Raw genomic sequence first — 22791 nt, 5'->3', positions numbered from 1 at the left:
GATATAATACCATTTACACGTTGAATTTATCGAAATAAAAAGACACAGGATATTACTTTATAAAGTCATTTTGAATTGCATATTTAATAAGTCCTTTGGTAGAGTGTTCTACTTGTGTTTTTTCTATAAGGTTACGCCTGTGTGTTTCTACAGTACTATGGGCTATAAACAATTTTTTGGCTATTTGTGGGGTGGTATTTCCTTGGCCTATTAGCTGTAATACTTCGCGTTCTCTCTTGGTGAGTTGTATTTTGTCTTGATCACCTTTCTTTTTTTTCCGCACGCCTGTTCGCAATGTTTTATTGGCTTCTTTACCGTAATATTCATCACCTTTGGCCAATGTTTGCAATGCTTGCTCTAGTTCTTCTGCTCCTTTATTTTTTAGGATATAGCCGTCTGCCCCTATTTCTGTTGCTTGTTGTACAAATTCGAGTGTATCGTACATAGTAAGTATTAATACTCTAGTATCTGGATATTTTTCTTTGACTATTTTGGTAACTTCTATTCCTCCCATTATCGGCATTTCTATATCCAGAATGATGATATCGACTTCTTTGGTGGCTAGTATATCTAACGCTTCTTTGCCATGAAGAGCTTCTCCTACAATATGGATATCATGACTGGTTTTTAATAAAGAACGAATGCCATCGATCACAATTTGGTGGTCGTCTACTATGAGTACTTTTATTGGTTTGGTATATGTCATAATGTATGTTTTTTTGGATCAACAGGGATATCGATGGTAACGGTAGTACCATTTCCTCTACCAGAATCAAATGCTACTTCTCCTTGTAAATTTTCTACTCTGGATTGTATTCCTTTGATTCCCATTCCAGAATAATTGGCTATGGCTGTGGTATCAAAACCATCTCCGTCATCGATTACGGTAATGTTGATTGTTGTTTCTCTTTTAAGTAGTTGTACGCTTACTTCTTTGGCATTGGCATGCTTAAGGATGTTTCCTATCAATTCTTGAATAATACGGTAGATATTAATTTCTAGTTCGTTGTCTATTCGGTCATCAAATCCGTAGTCTATCAACTCTATTTCTAAAGTACCCGTACTTTCCAGATTTTGTTTTAATTCGCGTAATGCAGGAATGAGTCCAAATTTGGTGAGTACTCCTGATACCATATTATGAGATATCTCTCGTACGGCTACACAGGCTTCATCTAGTAATTCATTGGCTTTCTCGTATTGTGTTTTGGAATCTGCTTTCATTTTTTCTAAATTCTCTTCTACAGATTTATAATGAATTTTGACTACAGATAGCATACTGCCTAACCGATCGTGTAAATCCTGAGCAATTCGTTTGCGTTCTTTTTCTTGCCCATCGATCATTGCGTGTATAGACTTTAGTTCTTGATTTTTTAGTAATTCTTCTATTTCTCCTTGTTTTATTTTTTCGTTTTGTATTGCAATCTGGTTTTGCTTTTTTAATCGGTAGCTTCTAAATAGCACAAAAAATAATATAACCATCAATGCGCTTCCTATTAACAAAAATGTTAGCTGTGTGTTTTTTGTTTTGCTTTCTGCTTCTGTTTTTTGTTTTTCTATTTGTAAGAGCTTGTTCTTATGCCGTTCTTCATTCAACATCTGTATTGCTTGTTCATTCTCTCTGGCTTTTTTTTCTATTTGGTTTCTTAATATGATATGTTTTTCGTTATAGATATGTGCGTTTCTATAGTCTTGCAACTGCTCATAGGCCTCTCCTATTCCTGATAAAATATCTAATCTTCGATATTCTTTGTGATATTTTTCTGCAAGTTGCAAAGCATCAAAATAATAGGCCAAGGCTTTGTTGTATTGCTCCTTTTTCTTGTATACCTTTCCTTTATTATAGTAGGTATCTACTAATTGTCGTTCATTTTTGTTTTGTATGGCTATAGCAATACTTTTATCATAATATGTTATGGCTTTATCAAGGCGTTGCTTCTTTTCCATAATTGAGCCTATATTACTATATATTGTCTCTGTTTTTTTTATCTTATTTTTTTCTTTGATAAAGAGGCTCTTTTCAAAATAAACAAGTGCTGTATCTAACTCTCTCAAATGGTTATGGGAGCTACCTATGTTCATAAAAATACCCGATAGTTGAATAGAGTCATTCAGCTCTTTACATAATTCTATCCCTTTTTTTAATTCTATAATTGCTTGCCTGTATTTTTTTTGATCGTTATAAAAAGCTCCTATATTTTTATACGAAATGAGTAGTCCTTTTTTATCCTGTATAGAATCTCTTAAATCAATACTTTTATGGTAATACTCTAACGCTTTTTCTGGCTCGTTTTTCTCTTTATATAAAAAACCAAGATTATTATAAAGTCTGGCTATCTTTTTGTTATTCTGTTGTTGTTTTTGAATTATTAAACATTCTTTATTTAACTGAATTGCTTTACTATAATTCTGTGTTTTTTTATATACTACAGCTAATATCCCTTTTGCTCTGGCGATACCTGAGATATTGTTTTCTTTTTCTTCTAGTTGTAAGGCTATTTTTAGGTTCTCTTCTGCTTCTTTAAATCGATTCGTATGTAGATACACAGTTCCTAATCGTATATAGCTTGTGGCTAATTCTGCAGTATATCCCAGAGAATCACTACATTTTCTTGCCTGTTGCGCATACGCTATTGCCAATGAATCATTTTTCTTTGCGTATTGCCAGGACAATTCATTTAAGGTTTGGGCACGTTTGATTCCTTTTTGTTTGGATATTAATAGCTGTAAACTATCTATGGTTTTTGAATGTTGACTAAACCCTAAAACACTTGATATCATACAAACTAATAGTAGCAGCTGTTTTATTTTTCTCATGTAGTAGCAATACATTTATGTGGTTAACAAAAAAGGCTTTCTATCCTTATATTAAAGATATAGAAAGCCTTTTATATCCCAATCTCTTATTTAAAGATATTATCTCCTGGTTTTTCTATTTCATCTTCTTCTTCATTACCACTAGCAGTTTCACCATCTGGTTTAGGGGTATCTTGATGGTTTGGGTCTGGTGTAATTCCTGATTTTGCTGTTGCCACTACTTCTTCTCTTTCTTGGTTGTTCATGTTTTGTTTTTTCATTTTATAGTTTTTTAAATTATTTAATACTACAAATCTCGTATATACAAAGCATGGGATCAATCGTCAGAACAGGGTGTATTGTATCCTCAGTTCTATGGAGTTTTGTTATCTAATGGATAAAAACTATAGTAATTGGTAACAAATGAGGGGGATTTTGATACCCATTTCGCCCAAAAGACCTTCTGTTGGATCAAAAAGACGTTCCGTTTAGCAAAAAAGACGAAGTTTTTAACCCGATGAGTTAAAAATTCAGCTTTAGGGGTTGAAATTTCAACAAACTGAGTTGAAATTTTAACTCAAAGACCTAAAAATTCAACTGACAAAGCTAAACACTTCGTCAAAAAGACGCGTGAGTGGGTGTTTGAAGTCTAAATTTGCTTCTTGCTGTCCCAAATTTGAGGTTAAAAAGGTATAATTTGGGCTACAGGATACTATTCCGTATTCCTTCGTACACGACTATGCTTACCGCATTAGCGAGATTAAGGCTTCTTATTTTGTCACTATACATGGGGATTTTATATAACTTGTCGGGGTATTGAGTGGTTATATCATCTGGAAGCCCTACAGATTCTTTTCCGAACACAAAAAACATATCGTCTTCATAAGGGATTGCATAATGATCTTTTTCTGCATGACTTGATAGATATACCATGTTCTTATCTTTGTTCTCAGCATAAAACTCATCGATACTGTCATATATATGTACCGAAATATGTTTCCAATAGTCTAATCCTGCTCTTTTTAATCGCGAATCACTTAACTCAAAACCAAACGGTTTTACCAAATGTAAGTTTGATCCTGATGCTAGACTAAGCCTCCCTATATTACCAGTGTTCGTTGGTATCTCGGGTTCAACAAGTACAATATTATACGGCATGTTTTATTCTATTTTTAATACGTCAATAATACTATTTATCATTTGAATGTACCATAATAAAATGTTCTTTTTTTGTCACAAAGATTGATTCATCGTGAGATGATTGATGGTTATTTGAAAACTTTGGTATTGGGTACTCAGTATTGGGGTTCGATTTTTTTACTTTATCATCCCAGTGTAGACCAGAATCTATCACAACGCAATAGGTACTCCTTGGTTCTCAGCCTACGCTGAGAGGACAGAAAATGAAATAATGAATCGTTGACAGTTGGTACTTGATAGAAAACACTCAAACAGACATTACGTTATTGGTATTACTATTGTTTGTCACCTCGAGTGCCAAGCCATAGTAGGTGTATTGAGAAGTTACAACTTATGCAAAAAGCACACTGTGCAATACGGTTATACCGATTAGAACAGAGAGTATTCCTACAACGGCATTCATCCATTTGAATACCGCCACATTACGCTCTATAAAACGACTCATGGCAAAAATCAAGACATAACTATATACTGCCATAGAAATAATTATCCCTACGGATTCTATTATCAATATAAAAATAGCTTCTGATATGGTATTTGCACTAATGACCAATGCTGAGGTAAGTGCTCCTCCTGTTCCTGCTAACCCGTGTACCATGCCTACCCAAAAAGATTTATTCATAGGATTCATGGCTATCTCTTCTCCTTTTTTACCATGTAGGTGAATCGGGTTTCCTGCTATGTGATCGTGCTCTTCTATCTTTTTGTGATCTGCCATCATCTCATTGATCTTATGGTTTCTTCTAATTGCCACAACACCCAACCATATCATAATAGGGCCTACAGAAAATTCTGCCCAGAATGAGATACTTTGTACAAAAGCGTGTAATGCGGTTCTGAATAGTAACGCGATCCCCCCGAAAAGAAGAAGGGTTACAGAATGCCCCAATGCCCATTGTGAGGCAGTGATTGCTGTCTTGAAAGACATTTTCTTTTTCTGAATAACATTTTCTGCCGCCAATACGGATACTGCTGACATGTGGTCGGGTTCAAAAGAATGTAGTACTCCTGCAATTAGAGGCCTTACAAGGTTCATTACGTTCATAGGGTATAGGTTATATAGTTGCCATCAGTATTAATCAGATAGATAGTGAGTGCTATATGCGGGGCTATTTTCTGACAATGATAATGACATTGTTCTGCTAGTTTTTGATAAAATTTTTCCTGTGTTGCAAAAGTAAAAATTTCCCGTAAACGCCCAGCCATATTTAGTACTAAAACTTTACTGGCTACCTGCTCAGAATACCCTGCTTCTTTTGCTAATTGGTATATAAAATTTTTATCCCAGGTCGTTTTCCCACTATGGGTATTGGTTCTGCCTTGTGCCAGTTTTGTGGCTTTCCCCAACATGATCCCCATGGCTACTTTGGTGATCTGCGGGGATTGGTGAATTTTCTCAAACGTTTCATGTATCCAATTGCCATAATGAATACATGATACTTCTGTGATATCGGGAAATATGGCTTTCAGCATTTTCTCACTTCGCCCTCCTGAGTTGATTAATAACTCTGTTTCTCCGTTTGCGATAGCGACATCGATTCCTTGTTGAATACTGGCTATGTATGAAGCGGCAGAGAATGGTGTGACGATACCTGTAGTTCCTAATATCGAGATACCATGCAGTATTCCCAAACGACTATTTAATGTTTTTTTGGCTATTTTCTCACCATCTGTTACTGCGATGGTTATGTTTACTCCTCGTTTTTCGAGTTGGTGATCGGATAGTATTTTTTGACATACCACTCGCATCATATCTCTGGGCACGGGATTGATTGCTGGTTCTCCTACAGGGATTTCTAGCCCTGGTAAGGTGATCAACCCTACTCCTTCTCCTCTTTTGAACGTAATTGTTCCTGTATCATCAAGAGATATAGTTGCTATAATCTCAGCATTATGGGTTACATCGGGGTCATCTCCTGCGTCTTTTATGGTGCTATAGGTTGCTTTTTCTGAGGTAATCGAGATACATTGTACTTGAAAAGTTACTTCTTCTCCTATGGGTAATTGTACTTGTACTTGGGTTATTTTTTGTTGAGTAACCAAACTCCATAATGCTGCTTTGGTGCAGGCAGTTGCACAGGCTCCTGTGGTGTATCCTCTGCGTAGTGGTTTGTCTGGTATGTCTTGTAATTCTCCCAAAGGTTAGCTTACAATATTGATTAATTTTGTTGTGGTGTCTATACAAAGATACCGATTAGAAAGTTTGGGCTTTTTGAGAATGACTATCGGAATTTCTACTGCTTGTGCTGCTGCTATTTTTTGGTCTAATTTTCCGTTGCTTCCACTTTCTTTGGTAAGGATCACATCGGGGGTTAGTTTGTTGAATAGTTCTATCTCTTCATCTTTGGTTTGTGGATATCCATATAGTAAATTCTTCTCAGGAAAATTTGCCTGATGAGCAATAACTCTAGAGGTATCTCTATCCAGAATACGAAACCATGTGGTATAGTTTCTCCAATATGTTTTTAATTTTTCTATGGTTTGAACTCCTGATAATGCTAGTAATGAATGATAGTTTTTTGTTTTGAAATGTGCTATTGCTTCTTCAAAACTATCCACATATGTCACCAGAGGGTGAATTACTCTGGGAGCAAATTTTCTGTTAAAACGTATCAAGGGTATGGGCAACGAAAGTGCGGCAATTGTTTGGTGTAATTGTACTGCAAAAGGATGTGATGCATTGATGATATGCGTAATTGTATGCTTGTGACAAAAGTTTTCTATGTCTTCTCTTGTCATTGCCCCGTGTATAGGAGTTCCTTTTCCTGTATATGCTACTTTGGTTTTTGTAGAATAATAATACGGGGATTGTAATTCGTCTAATATTTTGGCGACCTGTTTCCCTTCTGTAGTGCCTCCGAAAACGAGTATCATTTGATTTGTTTTTCTTTTTTTCTAAAGATATGATGCCATTTATCATCATATAACCACGATCTGTTTTTACGGGCTCCTACGGCTTCTCCTACTACTATAAGTACAGTACGTGATAGTTTATTTTCTTTGATAATCGTGGTGAGCTGTGACAGCTCTCCTGTCCACACCTGTTCATCTTCCCAACTTACTCGATATAATACTGCTAGCGGGGTGTTTGCTGGGTAATGTTCTAATAGTTGTGTTTGTATTTTTTTGGCAATACCTACACTTAAGAAAATACACATGGTAGCTCTTAACTTTGCCATATCAGCAATTTTTTCGTGCTCTGGCATTGGTGTGTTTCCTTCTCCTCGAGTAAGGATAATGGTTTGTGCTACTTCTGGTATGGTAAATTCTGATTTGAGGTATGCTGCGGCGGCCTGAAATGATGATATTCCAGGAACGATATAATACTCATATCCTTTTTCATCAAAAATAGTCATCTGTTCTTGTATGGCTCCATATATAGATGGGTCTCCTGAGTGCAGGCGCACGATAGATTTACCTTCTGCATAATACTGATCCATGATAGCTACTTGCTCTTCTAGTGTCATCGAGGCTGAATTACGTACTAGTGCTCCTTCTTTTGCCATATGTGTCAAGGCTTCTGGCACCAGACTTCCTGCATATAGGATACAGTCTGCGTTTTCTAGGATGTATTGCCCTTTTAGTGTCAATAGTTCTGGGTCTCCTGATCCTGCTCCTACAATAGCGATACTGGCTTTGCGTTCATAATTCTTCAATATACTTAGCGCATAGGTAAATTTCTTACCAGACGGGGTAATGCTTTTTGTTTTTTCTATCATCCATGCTGACTGACCCGAAATTAATGCGGCGGCGGCTTCTGAAACTCCGTAGACTCCTACTTTTTTCTTTACTACTTCTGATGGATTGGCTACTGTGATTGTATTGAGCTCTTCTCCTGAATAGGTGATAAACGGAAAGTCTTGTTCTTCTGCAAAATCAAGATAGGCTTGCTCTTCATTTTTGATGGTTGCTGAGCCTATACCACATAGACTTTCTATAGCAATTCCTTGTTTTTTGAGCTCTTGTGTGATTCCTTCTATAAATAAATGAGGCTCTATGTCTTTTGCACACCCACTACCTAATGCAATGCACGGGGGATAGAATGCTAGTGTTGCTATTGCTGTGGATAATTCCTCATACCCTACATATATAAGTAATTCGTATTGTGTTGTATCGCAATCTTCTATTGTATAGTAGATATCTACAAAATCTGGACATGTTTTTTCTAGATACTGCGTTCCTTTGTCTTTTACTTTTACAACTAATGCGGTGGGTTTTCTATTGACAAATAATGAGATGATGGTATTAAGGGGAATACTACTTTTTGTTTTCCACTTGTATGTTTCTGCGAGTGTGTCTAAAGCCCATAGTTCTTGTAAATCGCTGGATGTAGATAGTACGGCTTGTGCGTTAAGGATTCTACTTATTTGAGTGGTGAGTGTATTGGCTTTGCCTATATGCCCACTGAGTACAGCTTGTGCAAACTTGCCTTGGTCATCAACATTTATTACAGCTGGGTCTGTTGCTTTATCTTTGATATGCTCAGCAATACTACGTACACAGATTCCTAATGCTCCTACAAAAATCCAAGCATCATAGGTCTGAAAAGATGTTTGCATCAATTCTGATACCGAATCTATTTGCTTTATATCTTTAGCTGTTTCTATACTTCTAGTGGTAAAAAGCTTGGAGCGATAGAATTCTTTTTGCAATGTTTTGGCAATCGATACGCCTTGATCTGTAAAACAAAGTATGGCTACTTTTATAGTGTGTTCTGACATGTGTTTTTCTTAGAAGAAGCTATTGTGCTATTTATCATTTTGATTTTACCGTAATAAAAACAAATTATCTGTTATTACTATCATTGACAAAGATACCAGAAGTTACTTTGATTTAGGGTGTTTTTATGGTTGTTTTGTTACTTTTTGCTTTGAGTATGGTTATTGAGTTATGCTGATCTACGGCTATGATACATTCTTCTGCAATGTTATATGCTATGTGCTTGCATCCTGCTTTGAATGCTTGGATTGAGCTTTCTTGTACGGCATTGATTACAATGGTTGTCTGAGGATGTATAAAGGGGGCTATTTTGATAAATAATGCTTCTAGTTTGCCCCCGTGTCCTCCTATAAATATGGTGTCAGGAGTTGGAAAACGACTTAGGTCTTGTTCAAAAAAATCTCCCATTACAGCCTCAATTCCAAGAACGCCAAAGCGTTTTTGGTTTTCTATAAGAATGTCTTTGCATTCGGGTCTTTTTTCAAAAGAGATTACGTCTATCTTGGGGTTTCTTAATTTGGCTTCAATACTTACTGATCCTGTGCAAAACCCTATATCCCAAAAGGTTTCTGTTTTTAAAATGTCTAGAAAATGTAATGTGGTTAACCGAACTGGCATTTTGGTAATCATTTTGGGCCTGTTGGGCAATCCTATAAAATCCTGATCTTGTATCCCAAAATCAATATGTCTATGGGATTCTTTTTTAAGTAACATACAGTTCAAAGGATAGAACTCTGTTACCGAGGCTTCTTCTAGTGATAACTCATAAAATTTTTCTTGTGCTCCTTCTATATCTTCTCCTACATACATCTTATAATTATCATATCCGTAATCTAGCATCCTCTTGGCAATACGGGCTGGTGTTTTCTTGGTATCGGTGAGTACTCCTATAAGTTCTTTTTGCTGCATAAGAATTGTATCTAGTGCTTGCCATGCTCTGCCATGAACACTTATCGTTTGCAGAGAATTACTATTGATACTCATTGCATTTGCTAGTAACTGAATGGCACTAAAATAAGGGGTCGTTATAATTTGTGCATCGGGATATTTGTTTTGTAATGTATTGGAGAAGCCATAAAACAGTGGATTTCCTGAGGCAAAAACAACAATAGGTTGGTTTGTTTCCTCATAGGCTTCAAATACCTTTTCCATTGGGGATTGAATGGGTATCCATTGATGATCTTGTGGTAGCGAATTTTTAACCAATTCATAATGACGTTTTCCGCCACTAAATACATTGATTTTTGATATATATTGCTGTTGTGCTTCTGTAAAGTCTGAGGGTTTGTTTGCAATACCTATTACATAAAAAATCATCATGTGCTATTAATCTTGTATCAATTTGACAGGGATTACAAAGCTAGGGAGTTTTATATACATAAAAAGGTGTCTGCAATTATTTATATCAAATTTGGTTGATTGTTATTTAGTAATGAGTAATTAGAATTGAGAATTGAGAAAATCAATATTCAATATTCAGTATTTCAGATCATTTGTCATTCTAGTGTAGGCTGACTGAAATATATCACTACGCAATAAGTACTTTTTGGTTTTCAGTCTGCATTGGGAGGGCAGAAAATGAAGTGGCGAGATGGTTGGTTGTCTACAAATTTTTTCTATTAGTATTCCAAAAAATCACTCGAACAGATATTGTGTTTTCTTATATGGATTCTAATCTGTAACGGCACTTCTTTTTTAATCTGGTAATGTCTCAATACAAAAGCCTTCTACTTGTAACAGATCTATGACTTCTTTTTCTGATAGGTTTGCTGTGGCTTCAATTCTAAGTACATTATCAATATCTTCGAGATCAATTGACCAGTCGATAATGTCTGAATGATTGCTTAATACTGGTTTTAAGGATTTCACTTTTTTCTTTGTCTTAATATCTGTCTGAAATATTAGTAACTCCATCATAAGGTTTAATATTATTCTACATCTGATTCTGAGGGGTCTTCTGGGGCTTGGTTTAATTGTCGTTCTATATATTGTTTGTAATGTTGATCTCCTTCTTCTTTCCAAAATTTATCATAGTATTTCCACTTTGAAAAATCAGTTTTCGAATCTTTCTTACATTCATCTTTTGATTTTTTCGACGAGCTTTTGCTACTACCGCCACAACAACCTCCAAGAAATATTTTGAGGAGTATAAACAAGCCTACTGCTTGCCAGTATGTAAGGGTAGTGAGTCCAAAAATATCTGGCATTAGCCAATTCCATAACCACATGATTACAAAACCAAATAAAATGGCTAATCCTGTAATGGCAATTACACCAAAAATAATTATTCCTACAATCTCTATCGGTGATTTTTCTCTGAACTTATGAGTGAAAAAGCTTGTCATGATTTCCTGTTTTTTTTATTAATTTCTAATTCTATTTTTTTATATAATATTCCAACGGCTCTATGTCTTCTAGACATTAGCGTTCCTATCGATATTCCTGTTTCTCTCGAAATCTCTCTATAGGTATATCCTTCAAAATCTACTGCTATAATGATGTCTTTATAAGCTGGTTTTAGCTGCTGGATGCAAGTTTTTAATACTGCTATCATCTGATCAGAGGTATAATTATCGTTTGATTGATGTAATGCTTCTGCTAATTCTAATAAGTCTTTATCTGTATCTACAGAATTGGTCTTTTTTGTAGTTCGCATAACGTCTATGATTTTGTTTTTGATCGATCTGTAAACAAAACCTGCTACATTGTTAATTGGTGCATACCTATCTGCTCCCGAAAATAGCTTCAAAGCTACATCTTGGATTATATCTTCTGCATCCCGATTGGCTGTGTCACTGATTTTAGTGCTCACATACCTTTTGAGAGATTCATATTCTCTTCCAAAAAAATCTTTAAGTTTTCTACTATTTTCTGATTCTAAATCCATTAAACCTTTTATGAAGGGTCTTTGATTAAAAAGACGATGCTTTTTTAATTTATTGCATTTTTAGACTCTTTTATTTTCTGGTTGACATGAATTTAATATAAGTTTTTGTCGTAAAATAATTTGTTCTCGATATATTTTAAAAGATAGATAGTAGTGAGTAGTGAGTAGTGAGTAGTTGGCGAACTTTGATATTGGGGGTTCAGTATTCGGTGTTCTATATTTTTTACTTTATTATTTAAGAGATAGTATTTAGAATTGAGACGCTTTTACTTTATCATTTTACATTTAGAGTTTTGCGGTTTTACATTTATAATGGGTTCTCGAGATACTATTTTCCTCCATTAGCATTCTGAAAAACCGCACGAACGAACATACGGTTTCTTGTATCACCTCATACTCAAGACATTTGAAGATATTCTTATTTTGACAGGAATAAACTATTATCAAGACAAAAGACAACAACCCCTGAGTTTAAGAGCCGTTATCTTTTGAAATTTAATTTGAAAAAAGAGGTAGTTTTTATTTTTTTATTTGCTCATATATTTTTCTCCACCCAGAAGCATCATAAATTAAATGAGATTCTTGAATGATCCCTTTTTCTAATCTGAACCATTCTGATGCCATATTACTTTCTAAGCCTGGTATCGAGGATTTAAATTCATAATAGGCGGCTACCCAATTACCGTTTTCTGCGGTGTTAATTACATTAACTCCCGTTAATACCGTACCTATTTCTTGTGCCAATACTATGAATTCAGCTTTTGAATTGAGCTCTACCATCGGGTTTTTAAACTTGTAATCATCTGCGAGTACTCTTAATGATTCTTGAATTCTGGCTGGATCATTAAATCCGTTTAAAAACTTTTTAACGATTTCTTGATTGGTCATAGTATCTTTTTGCTGTGAATACATACTGCTTGCAAGCAGTCCTACTACTAGGAGAAGTATAAATTTTGTTTTAACCATACATTGTTTTTTTAATGTTACTACAAAACTCGAACTTCTTTTCACTTTAATTCTTGGTCTATACCAACATTTATATAGTGGAGTAATCTTGTATTTAAAAGATACTATTGAGTAAATTAGAATTGAGACACTTTTACTTTATCATTTTACTGTTTTACATTTATAGTGGATACTGAGTTTTGATGGTAATTTGAGCACAAGAACAGGAGTCTGCTCTTACTTTATTTTTCTGACTCTAACTTTTCAAGTCTTAACTGTAATTCAAGTAGTTTTTTGTTTAGTGACTCTAATTCCTTAATTTTATTTTCTTGTGCTATAGTATAAAGAGTTAATTCTTCTATTTTTTGCAATAACTTAGAATCCATTTGCCCTAAAAAGATTCCATTTTCTTCAACTTCCTTAGCACTAGGAATATCTTTTAAATGTCCTTTTTCTTTTATATGATTTTCTACTTCCTGAAGTGTAGGCAATTTATAATCATCATAAAAGACAAAGTCAGCCCATCCTGTTTCTACTTTAATTTCTTTTGCTCTAATCTTACCATTAACTGCTAATTTCCATGAACCTGGATTGGTGACTCCTATCCCTAAAGCACCATCAAATGAAGAATGCACTCCATTACCTCTAAGCTTTGTTTCTCCCCCCAAATGAAAATAACCATATTCACCACTTGCGTTGTCTGCAAGATGTAAATAGATTTTCTGACTGTTATTTGGCTCCGAAATAACAAGTCCTCTATCTGAATTAGGATTCTCTTTCTGTCTTATTTCTAATAGTGCCGATGGATATGTAGTTCCTATCCCTAAAGCACCATCAAATGAAGAATGCACTCCATTACCTCTAAGTTTTGTTTCTCCCCCCAAATGAAAATAACCATATTCACCATGTGTATTGTCTGCAAGATGTAGATAGATCTTCTGACTGTTATTTGGCTCCGAAATAATCAGCCCTTTATCCGAGCTAGGATCTTCTTGCTGCCTTATTTCTAATAGTGCTGATGGTGATGGAGTATTTGTTCCTATTCCAATATTACCTGTTGGTCCTATTTTATTTTCTTGTGCATTACTTCCTAAAAATGTAGTAAGTATAATAACAATTAGTATCGTATTTTTCATTTCTTTCTTTTGATATATTTTCTATATATGTCGGTAGAATGAAAAATGTTACTTTTTATTTTTCTTTTTTTAACCCTTATAAAATTTCTAACTCATCTATAAAATGTTATGACTTACACTAAGTCTAATCATCCTGTATACTTCTCATGAATCACTACTTCTTTTGTAAGTTTTCTTCTGTCCCATTTTTTTAGTTCTAATTCTGGTTGGTTATAGAACATATCGGTATATCCAAAACAGAGATATCCTATTAATTGATTTTCTTGGGGAGCTCCTAGTGTTTGTTTTACTTTTTCTGGATCAAGGATACTTACCCATCCCATTCCTATATTTAATGATCTTGCCATAAGCCACATATTTTGAATGGCACAGACTACACTGTATTTCCCCATATTGGGCATACTGGTTTGTCCTAGTACGGGTTCTCCTTTGGGCTTATAAAATACTGCCATATTGAGAGGGGATTCTAAAATACCTTCTAGTTTGAGCTTGATATATTCTCTTTGTTTTTCATCTGCAAATTGCATGGCAGCACGCTCCGTTTCCTCAGAAAAGGTTTCTTTTATGGCTTGCTTTGTTTCTTGATCTTTGATCAATACAAATTCCCAGGGTTGCGAGAACCCAACAGAAGGAGCGGTTAATCCTGCATCGATAATTTTATCTATGGCTTCCTGAGATATGGGTGTATCGAGAAAGTGATTTCCTCGTACATCTCTGCGATGCATTAGTATTTCTTCTAATAGTTGTTGTTCTTCATTGGTAAAAATACGTTGTGGCTCCTTCATATTTTCTTATATTTTTGCTTCGTCGAGTGTAAATGCGGCATTAACTATGGCGGCGGCAAAATTGCTTCCTCCTCTTTTTTCGGTAATCAATGCATATGGCAAATGTTGTATTGTCTTGAGTCTTTCTTTGGATTCTATCACATTGATAAATCCTACTGGCGCGCCAATGACTCCTGCCGGTGATAGTGTTCCTTCTTGTATCTGGTCTACTATCTCGATTAATGCGGTGGGTGCATTACCGATTACAAATAGGGCATCTGGATATTTTTTTGCGGCTACTTTTATCCCTGCTTGTGAGCGTGTCAATCCTTCTTTTGCGGCTACTTCTAGCGCTTCTTTATCATTGAGCATACAGATTACCTGGTTTTTATATTTGGTTGTATATGCTCTGGTTATTCCTGCTTGAACCATGGTTACATCTGTTACAATAGGTCCTCCGTTCTTGAGATATTCATGCCAATTTGCTATGGCTTTTTCTGAGGTTTGTAGATAGTTGATATACTCAAAGTCTCCCGAGGTATGAATACATCGTATGGCTGCCCATAAAGCATCACTGGCTAGTGAATTTGAGGGTATATTATTGAGTATCTCTCTAAAACTGGCTTGCTGTATCTCTTCTCCTGTTTCTGGTTTTCTGTTTAGATATCCTCTTGGGGTTACTAGATTGTCTTTATGCCTAAATGTTTGACTGTTTCCTATCAATACGACACAAAACATATCTACCTCATTTATATCAAAGTCTCCTAGGGTAGTGATTTTAATTTCTTCTTCTACGCGTCCTAATTGCTTGCATATGGCTACGGGTGTTGCCGCAGAACGATATTGCAGGTATATCTCTTTTAAGGTTTGTAGTTGCCAATAGCGTTTTTTGCTTCTGGGATTGTATAGCCCTGTTACAAAATCTCCCATAGCGGCCGCATGGATTCGTTTTTGTATGGTGGTCCATGGGGTCATCAAATCTGATAATGAGATGCAACAGAAATCATGCCCTAAAATAGCTCCTAGCTTGCTTCCTGCAGTAATAAATGCTGATATCCCTGGTATTGTTTCTACAGGGATATCTACTTGTTGTTCTGCTACTTTTTGATACACAATAGATGCCATTGCATATATACTGGCATCACCAGAACCGATCACCACTACATCTTCTCCTTCTAGGGCATGTTGTATGGCGATATCTGCTCTTTTTTCTTCTTCACTCAATTCTTTACCGATGCATAATGCATCGGGTTGTATGAGATGCTGTATAAACTGAAAATAATAATGATAGCCAATAATAACTGTGGCTTGTGATATGGCTTGTGTTGCCATTGGGATTATATAGTCTGAATGTCCGGGGCCTAACCCTACAACTTTGATCATCTGATCTTTGTGTTTAACGATTATTGTTATCGTATTATTTCTTAATTATCATTAATGAGAAATAAGGAATTTCTCTATGTTCTAATGTGGTGATATCGGTGGTGATATATTCTTGTTGTGTGCCTAAACGTTCACAATAATAATAGTTCCAATCCTTTTGTAATAGTTCTGTATAAAAATTGCTCCACCCTGATCTGATTTTCATGAGTACAATGGTATCAAAATCACTAAAATACTGAGTAATTTCTTCTATATTTTTTACTCTGGGTACTATTGCTATTTTATCATTAAGCAAACTTAGCGGTACTTGATGTTGTGCCGCTCCCATTGAAAAAGAATTTATACCAGGAATCAAAGATATTGGCAATTTTGATTCTTGTAATTGTGCTAACAGGTAAGAGAAGGAGGCATACAAACTAATATCTCCTTCGCATACAATAGCTATTCTTTTTCCTGAGTGATATGCTGCTTCAATTTTTTTTGCTGTCGCGGCATATGTTTCTGTGGCTTCTTCTCTATTATTAGACATTTTTAGAAAAAAGCCTATTAGTTCCTTATCTTCTAATCTGTGGTATTGTAATATGGGATATACAAAACTTTTTTTCTGTCCTTTGGTAATAGACCCTGGATAAAAAATAAGATCTGCTTCTTTTAATATTCTCAGGGCTTTGAGCGTTAGCAATTCGGGGTCACCAGGCCCCATAGCTATACCATGAATTGTATGTAAATCTATGATGTTTTTTTCTTTTTTCTCTTATACAAAAATAATTGCCACTTTTCTTCTGCAACTCCTGCTTTATCCATTTCTGCTCTGGCCATCGTAAAAAATAAATCTGATAATCGATTTACATAGGCGATTACATATTCTTCTACAGATTCGGGGTCTTCATGCATGAGTGTTACGAGTCTGCGTTCTCCTCTTCTGATTTGAGTTCTGCATACATGGCATAATGCTGATATTTCGTTTCCGCCTGGTAATAAGAAATAGTCTGAGGGAGAGCTTATATTGGCTTCCATATCATCCATCCATTGCTCACAAAAATCGGCTCCATCTATAGGCCTAGGGTTTGGGTTTTCTTTTTTAGAGTCTGATGGTCTTGCCAAATGTGACATCATATCCATTAAATCTTTCTGGATTTTATGCAAATTCTGTTGCCATTCATGGTCATTTCCTAATTTGGCTCGTAGTAATCCTATGGTAGAGTTTGCTTCATCCAAGGCTCCATTACATTCTATACGGGCCGAGTCTTTGTATTCTCTTTTACCTCCAAAAACTCCTGTTTTACCTGTATCTCCTTTGCGTGTATATATTTTCACAGTGGTTGATTTTTTTTTAAATTTATATATTGATATATCAAGCAACGTGGTTATACCTGCGCTCCAGCCATTAGTTTTTCTTCTATGACCTGTACTATTTTCTGCTCTTCGAGTTTTTCACCGATAATCACCAGTTGCGTGGCTTTGGTTTCTCCTTCTGCCCATTTTCTATCAAAATAGTTTTCGAACCTGCTTGCTACTCCTTGTACAATCATACGCATTGGTTTACCTGGTACATGTATGATTCCTTTTATCCTATATATCGGATATGCTGCTACCAACTCTTTTAGGGTATTCACCAAAGCTGTTGGAGTGTGTGGAGCTTTGATTTCTATAACAATAGAGTTAATGGTTTCATCATGGTCGTGGTCATGGTGATGATGTTCATGGTCGTGATCGTGATGATGGTGATGCGCTTCATGATGAGAGTGTTTGCTATCTACATGATCTTCTGCTTTTGCGTCTATACCTAATAATACATCTGCGGGTATATCTCCTTTTACTGCGGAAATTAGTTTAATTTTTGAGCCTACTCGATTCTGAATAATGTCTCGTACTTCTATATACTCCTCATTATTAATAAGATCAGATTTGGTCATTACAATCAAATCTGCACAAGACAACTGATCTTCAAACAGTTCTTCTATAGAGGATTCATGATCTAGATTCTCGTCGTCTAATCTTTGTGATTGTACTTTATCGCGATCACAAATTTCTCCTGTTGCCTGCCCTACAGAGTCTACTACTGTAATGACTGCATCTACTGTAATTTGTGGTTTGAGGTCAGGCCAATTAAAAGCTTTTAGCAATGGTTTTGGTAATGCTAATCCTGAGGTTTCTATAATGATGTGATCAATATCTTGCTTGCGCTCCATCAGTTGTAACATGGTTGGCAGAAATTCTTCTTGTACCGTACAACAAAGACAACCGTTACTCAATTCTAATATATTTTCTTCATCACAACCGCAATCATTTCCTTTTAGGATTTCTCCGTCCATTCCTAATTCTCCAAACTCATTGACAATGATCGCTAATCGTCTACCATTGGCATTTTTAGCAATTTGATGTATCAAAGTTGTTTTTCCTGAGCCTAGAAATCCTGTAATGATCGTTACAGGGATTTTTTGTGTCTGTATAGCCATAAGTTCTTATGAAAAAGATTATAAACAAAACTATTTATTATTGTTTAAAGGAAAAAACAATTCCCAATATCTTTCTCATTAATATTTACAGATTCATACTCCTTATTTTATGGGTATCTAAAGGGGGAATTATCTTAAATTCTTTTAACTGGATATCAGATGAAATAAAGCCTGATTTTACTGGCTCTTCTTTGCATATATCTGTACTTAAATATTTTTTATTACTATCGCTAAAAACGGTAGCTACTATCGCTTTGTTGGATAAGTTATTCTGTGCGACTACTGCTCCTAAAAAATTTGCTCCAGAGGATATCCCTACTCCCAGTCCTATTTCTTTTGCTAGTTTTTGAGCCATAATAATAGCATCTCCATCATCTACTTGTATAATGTCATCTAATTCCTGAAGCTTGACTATGGAAGGAATAAATTCATCTGAGATGCCTTGAATTCTATGAGTCCCTACTTTGTGCCCTGTAGTCAAAGTAGGAGAATTAGAGGGTTCTAAAGGGTGTACTACAAGCTTTGTGTTTTTTTCTCTAAGGTACTTGCCTACTCCCATAACTGTGCCTCCTGTACCTACTCCTGCAACAAAAGCATCTATTTTTTTGTTTACCTGTGTGAGTTGTTTATAAATTTCGGGACCTGTTGATTGATAATGTGCTTCACTATTACATATATTATCAAATTGACAAGGCAAAAATACGTTGGGTGTTTTTCTTGCATATTCTTGAGTCATGGCTATACTTCCCAAAAAACCTCCTTCTTCACTATTGACTAATCGTATGGTAGCTCCAAAATTCTTGATGATATCGATTCGCTCTTTACTCATCCAGTCTGGCATAAATATTTTTACTGGATGACCTAATGCTTTTCCTATTGCCGAAAAAGCAATACCTGTATTACCACTGGTAGCTTCTACGATCTCATCTCCTTTTTTTAAATCTCCTGTAGCGTATGATTTTTTAATGATATGATATGCCATTCTATCCTTTATACTTCCTGTCATATTAAAATTCTCTAATTTGGCATATATAACTCGTGGAGCCTGTTTATATGTAAAGTGAATTTCTGCCAGAGGAGTGTTTCCTACTACAGCATCTATGTTTTTAGCCATGTTTTTGTTTTTATGGTTCGATTTGTTTTATTGAATATCCAAGTATGTGTGGTATTACTTTTTGGAAATAGTATGCCTAACCCAAGACATAAATTATTTATAAAGCACTATATATCAAGGGGTATTTATACCATTTTCAACTTAAATTTCTTCTATTGAGAAGAAAGAACCACCTTGATTAGTCAGATCAAAGTGATTCTTAATTAACTAACAAAAATCAACTATGTTTAAATGTTTAATTTGTTAAAAAGTTCTTTTAATTTTTCGTCTGATGGCCTTGGTGCTGTTGCAGATACGATTTTACCTTCTGGATCTAGTAATATAAATCTTGGTATTCCCATCACTTTATAATCCTTTACAAATTGGGATTTGAAGTTATTATCGGCAATCAATTGTACTCCTGTTAATTCTTTCTGTTCTATCATATCTCTCCATTTCTGGTTATCTTTTTCTTGATCGAGAGAAATACTTACAAATTCTATGTTTTTGTCGTGATAGGCTTTTTCTACTTCTTTGAGATAAGGTATTTCGGCTTTACATGGCCCGCACCAGGTTGCCCATAAATCTATGTATATATATTTTCCTTTTAGATCCTCTAGAGAGGTAGTTCCTCCATTATAATTTTCGTAATCTACAAACTGTGGCGAATGCTGTCCTTTTAAGTTATTTAAAAACTGTTTCTGCTTAAAACTGCTTGCTAGTTCTTTTTTTATTTCTTCAAAACCGTTTTCTTCATTGGCTATAAATGTAGAGTCTAGATCTTTTGTTGCTTGTAGTAATTCTCTCAACTCATTGATTACACCATCTGCTTCTTTATCAAAATCTGATATTGACAGATCAAAAAGCTCTGGGATTCTTAATTTTTGTTCTTCTATCAATGCTTTTTTTGCCAGATAGTTACTACCATTGGCTCCTGTACCACTATACGCTATGGTTTCATCAAACTGCTTGGTATCAAGACTAATCTGTACATCGTATCCATTTTTTAGATACATAGTGGTCTGCTCTTTTCCATCAAAAAATGTATATTTTCCTGCTTTTACTTTTAATGTGTCCATGAAGCTTCCGTCTTCCTTTACTTTAATTACTTTTTTAAACCCTCTATTGACTACCAGAATAGAATCTGAATTTTTATTGGTTATCTGCCCAGATAGAGTGACGTAATCTTTGGCTACTTCTTTTGTGCATGATGCTATAATTACTATTGCTATCAGTGCTATTACTAGTTTTCTCATTGTTATATTTTTATTTATCAAAATTAGAAACCCCACTATTCAACCAATTCAGATATTCGTCTACATCTGGGGTATATGCTACAGGATCAATAAGGTTATTTTCATCATGATCCATTAACACATAATAGGGTTGAGAGTTTGCTTTGTATTTTATGGTTTGTAATTCGCTCCATTTTTGACCTATGTATTTTAATTTTTTTCCTGGTCTTAATTTGGAGGCTATTACTTGATCTTTTGGCAGAGGTCTTTTATCGTCTACATATAAAGAGATTAGTACTACTTTGTTTTTTAAAATATCCAGCACTTCAGGTTTAGGCCATACATTCTGTTCCATCTTACGGCAGTTTACACAAGCCCATCCTGTAAAGTCTATCATTATGGGTTTGCTTATTTTTTTGGCATAGGCTACTCCTTTATCATAGTCATCAAAAGCTAAGATATCATGAGGTTCCATCAGGTGTGCTCCTTCTGGTATTTCTTTATGAACAGAAATTGCCCCTTCTCCTACTTTTGTATACCCAACTCCATAAGGGGATTCACTATAATGTTGTGGAGGTGGAAAAGCACTAATTAAATTTAATGGGGCTCCCCATAATCCTGGCACCATATATAACGTAAATGTAAATGTAAGAAGCCCTAAACTCAACCTACCTACAGATATATGGGTAAGAGGTGAGTCATGGGGTAATTGTATTTTGCCAAACAAATACATTGTGAGTGCTGCAAATATTGCTATCCAAATGGCTAAAAACACTTCTCGTTCTAACCAATGTAATTGTAGTACCAAATCTGCTTGAGATAAAAATTTGAATGCTAATGCCAATTCCAGAAATCCTAATACTACTTTTACAGTATTTAACCAACCTCCTGATTTGGGAAGTGAATTTAACCACCCTGGGAAAGCGGCAAATAATGCAAATGGTAAAGCAATCGCCAAAGAGAACCCTAACATCCCTATGATTGGTGCCAATCCTCCTGAAGAAGCTGCTTCTACCAATAAGGTACCTACAATTGGCCCCGTGCATGAAAAAGAGACGATGGCTAATGCCAGTGCCATAAAAAAGATACCTATAACCCCTCCTTTATTGGCTTGTGAATCTACTTTGTTTGCCCATGAATTAGGTAACATAATTTCAAAAGCTCCTAAAAAAGAAACTGCAAAAACAACTAGTAGTAAAAAGAATATAATATTAAACCATACATTGGTTGCTAATGCATTTAAGGCATCTGCTCCAAAAATTGCGGTTACAGCAGATCCTAATAATACATAAATCACAACTATCGAAACACCATAGAGTATCGCATTTTTAATTCCCTGTGCTTTATTTTTACTTTGTTTGGTAAAAAAACTGACTGTCATAGGAATCATAGGAAATACACAAGGGGTCAATAATGCTGCAAAACCAGATAAGAAGGCTATAAAAAATATCCCTAAAAAACTATTATCTGATGTATGTTTGGAGGTATTCTTGGTATTTCCTTTATCTAATTGTGTAGAAGACTTCTTTTTACCTTTACCAATTACCTGCTCTCTATCAGCAAGTTGAATGTTTTTATCTTCTAATTTTTCTTTTTTTTTTTCGGCAGGCACTACTGCCCCCGATACCTGACTAGAAATTGTAAAACTTAAATCAACTTCTTTAGGGGGTAAACATTGTGTGTCATTGCATACCATAAACTCCACTATTGCTGTAATTACTCCTGATGGTTTTAGTAATTCAACTCGTTGTTTAAATATTGCTTTATGCCCAAAGTATTTGATTCTCATATCAAACACAGGATCATCTACCGTTGTTCCTGTTCCTTCTTTGGTATCTTCTACAAGCTTATACAATTCTTTTGCGTCTTCAAATGTAAAAGTAGTAGGAATAGGCCCATTTTTTGGTACTTGCTGAGCGTATAAATGCCAACTATCTTCTATGGTTGCTTTGATCACCAAATCATATAGGTTATCTGAAACTTTTTCTACAGATGTAGCCCACCTTACTGGGTCATGTATTTGTGCATTGCTCACGAAAAAACAAAACAGCGCTATTACTACTACAATTCTTTTCATATGTTTATTATTCTTTTACAGAAACCTCTGGCGATTAAAAACACCATCTCCCTTTGGTCATTTCAATCGCCTTGGTTTCTTATTTAAACAGGCATTATAT

22 protein-coding genes are annotated in these 22791 nt (G+C 35.2%); all 22 read right to left on the bottom strand.

Features of this window, described 5'->3' with window-relative positions; all coding sequences use genetic code 11:
• Positions 1–52 precede the first annotated feature (52 nt).
• The 22 genes from DG508_RS03200 to DG508_RS03100 all read right to left on the bottom strand — a co-directional run bounded on the left by DG508_RS03200 (position 53) and on the right by DG508_RS03100 (position 22691).
• The gene (locus tag DG508_RS03200) at positions 53–706 is read right to left on the bottom strand and encodes a response regulator transcription factor (protein ID WP_108866748.1); all 654 of its coding nucleotides are present in this window, start codon (positions 704–706) and stop codon (positions 53–55) included.
• Positions 703–2778, bottom strand: a complete 2076-nt coding sequence (locus tag DG508_RS03195) for an ATP-binding protein (RefSeq protein ID WP_234418162.1) — start codon at positions 2776–2778, stop codon at positions 703–705. The genes DG508_RS03200 and DG508_RS03195 overlap by 4 nt, the downstream gene beginning before the upstream one ends.
• A gap of 122 nt (positions 2779–2900) precedes the next feature.
• Complete coding sequence (locus DG508_RS20945) at positions 2901–3074, bottom strand: hypothetical protein (RefSeq protein ID WP_159090632.1); 174 nt, start codon at positions 3072–3074, stop codon at positions 2901–2903.
• Positions 3075–3495: 421 nt separating this feature from the next.
• Entirely contained in the window at positions 3496–3951 is a 456-nt protein-coding gene (locus DG508_RS03190) for a tRNA (cytidine(34)-2'-O)-methyltransferase (protein ID WP_108866746.1), read from the bottom strand.
• A gap of 373 nt (positions 3952–4324) precedes the next feature.
• Positions 4325–5038, bottom strand: a complete 714-nt coding sequence (locus tag DG508_RS03185) for a hypothetical protein (protein ID WP_108866745.1) — start codon at positions 5036–5038, stop codon at positions 4325–4327.
• Positions 5035–6132 (bottom strand): cobalt-precorrin-5B (C(1))-methyltransferase, encoded by a 1098-nt coding sequence (locus DG508_RS03180; protein WP_108866744.1) that lies wholly within the window; start codon positions 6130–6132, stop codon positions 5035–5037. The genes DG508_RS03185 and DG508_RS03180 overlap by 4 nt, the downstream gene beginning before the upstream one ends.
• 3 nt (positions 6133–6135) lie before the next feature.
• The gene (locus DG508_RS03175; RefSeq protein ID WP_108866743.1) at positions 6136–6867 is read right to left on the bottom strand and encodes a precorrin-6A/cobalt-precorrin-6A reductase; all 732 of its coding nucleotides are present in this window, start codon (positions 6865–6867) and stop codon (positions 6136–6138) included.
• Complete coding sequence (gene cobM, locus DG508_RS03170; protein ID WP_108866742.1) at positions 6864–8714, bottom strand: precorrin-4 C(11)-methyltransferase; 1851 nt, start codon at positions 8712–8714, stop codon at positions 6864–6866. The genes DG508_RS03175 and cobM overlap by 4 nt, the downstream gene beginning before the upstream one ends.
• A 112-nt stretch (positions 8715–8826) precedes the next feature.
• Complete coding sequence (cbiE, locus tag DG508_RS03165) at positions 8827–10032, bottom strand: precorrin-6y C5,15-methyltransferase (decarboxylating) subunit CbiE (protein WP_108866741.1); 1206 nt, start codon at positions 10030–10032, stop codon at positions 8827–8829.
• Between the two features lie 375 nt (positions 10033–10407).
• Positions 10408–10629 carry a hypothetical protein gene (locus DG508_RS03160; RefSeq protein ID WP_159090630.1) on the bottom strand — a complete coding sequence of 74 codons (222 nt, stop codon included), beginning with the start codon at positions 10627–10629 and terminating at the stop codon, positions 10408–10410.
• Between the two features lie 11 nt (positions 10630–10640).
• Positions 10641–11057, bottom strand: coding sequence for a hypothetical protein (locus DG508_RS03155; RefSeq protein ID WP_108866739.1), 417 nt, complete (start codon positions 11055–11057; stop codon positions 10641–10643).
• A complete protein-coding gene (locus tag DG508_RS03150) occupies positions 11054–11599 on the bottom strand; it encodes an RNA polymerase sigma factor (protein WP_108866738.1) in 546 nt (181 codons plus the stop codon). Before DG508_RS03150 ends, DG508_RS03155 begins: the two co-directional genes overlap by 4 nt.
• 519 nt (positions 11600–12118) lie before the next feature.
• Entirely contained in the window at positions 12119–12565 is a 447-nt protein-coding gene (locus DG508_RS03145) for a nuclear transport factor 2 family protein (RefSeq protein ID WP_108866737.1), read from the bottom strand.
• A 221-nt stretch (positions 12566–12786) separates the two neighbouring features.
• Entirely contained in the window at positions 12787–13680 is an 894-nt protein-coding gene (locus tag DG508_RS03140; RefSeq protein ID WP_108866736.1) for a hypothetical protein, read from the bottom strand.
• Positions 13681–13808: 128 nt separating this feature from the next.
• On the bottom strand, positions 13809–14465 hold the full coding sequence (gene bluB / locus DG508_RS03135) for a 5,6-dimethylbenzimidazole synthase (protein ID WP_108866735.1): 657 nt from the start codon (positions 14463–14465) through the stop codon (positions 13809–13811).
• Positions 14466–14471: 6 nt separating this feature from the next.
• The gene (gene cobJ, locus DG508_RS03130) at positions 14472–15827 is read right to left on the bottom strand and encodes a precorrin-3B C(17)-methyltransferase (RefSeq protein ID WP_108866734.1); all 1356 of its coding nucleotides are present in this window, start codon (positions 15825–15827) and stop codon (positions 14472–14474) included.
• 34 nt (positions 15828–15861) lie between these two features.
• Complete coding sequence (cobI, locus tag DG508_RS03125) at positions 15862–16536, bottom strand: precorrin-2 C(20)-methyltransferase (protein WP_255412521.1); 675 nt, start codon at positions 16534–16536, stop codon at positions 15862–15864.
• Positions 16537–16556: 20 nt separating this feature from the next.
• Positions 16557–17144, bottom strand: coding sequence for a cob(I)yrinic acid a,c-diamide adenosyltransferase (locus tag DG508_RS03120; RefSeq protein WP_108866732.1), 588 nt, complete (start codon positions 17142–17144; stop codon positions 16557–16559).
• A 50-nt stretch (positions 17145–17194) separates the two neighbouring features.
• Positions 17195–18286, bottom strand: a complete 1092-nt coding sequence (cobW, locus tag DG508_RS03115) for a cobalamin biosynthesis protein CobW (RefSeq protein ID WP_199912749.1) — start codon at positions 18284–18286, stop codon at positions 17195–17197.
• Positions 18287–18371: 85 nt separating this feature from the next.
• Positions 18372–19400: a PLP-dependent cysteine synthase family protein gene (locus DG508_RS03110; RefSeq protein ID WP_108866731.1), complete on the bottom strand. Its 1029-nt coding sequence runs from the start codon at positions 19398–19400 to the stop codon at positions 18372–18374.
• Between the two features lie 227 nt (positions 19401–19627).
• The gene (locus tag DG508_RS03105; protein ID WP_108866730.1) at positions 19628–20635 is read right to left on the bottom strand and encodes a TlpA family protein disulfide reductase; all 1008 of its coding nucleotides are present in this window, start codon (positions 20633–20635) and stop codon (positions 19628–19630) included.
• Positions 20636–20645: 10 nt separating this feature from the next.
• Positions 20646–22691 carry a protein-disulfide reductase DsbD family protein gene (locus DG508_RS03100; protein ID WP_108866729.1) on the bottom strand — a complete coding sequence of 682 codons (2046 nt, stop codon included), beginning with the start codon at positions 22689–22691 and terminating at the stop codon, positions 20646–20648.
• Positions 22692–22791 lie beyond the last annotated feature (100 nt).

Source organism: Aquimarina aquimarini (genome assembly GCF_900299535.1).
In the GTDB taxonomy this organism is placed as follows: domain Bacteria; phylum Bacteroidota; class Bacteroidia; order Flavobacteriales; family Flavobacteriaceae; genus Aquimarina; species Aquimarina aquimarini.
Note: the sequence above shows the minus strand (reverse complement) of the source record. Positions and strands in the feature narration are given on the sequence as shown.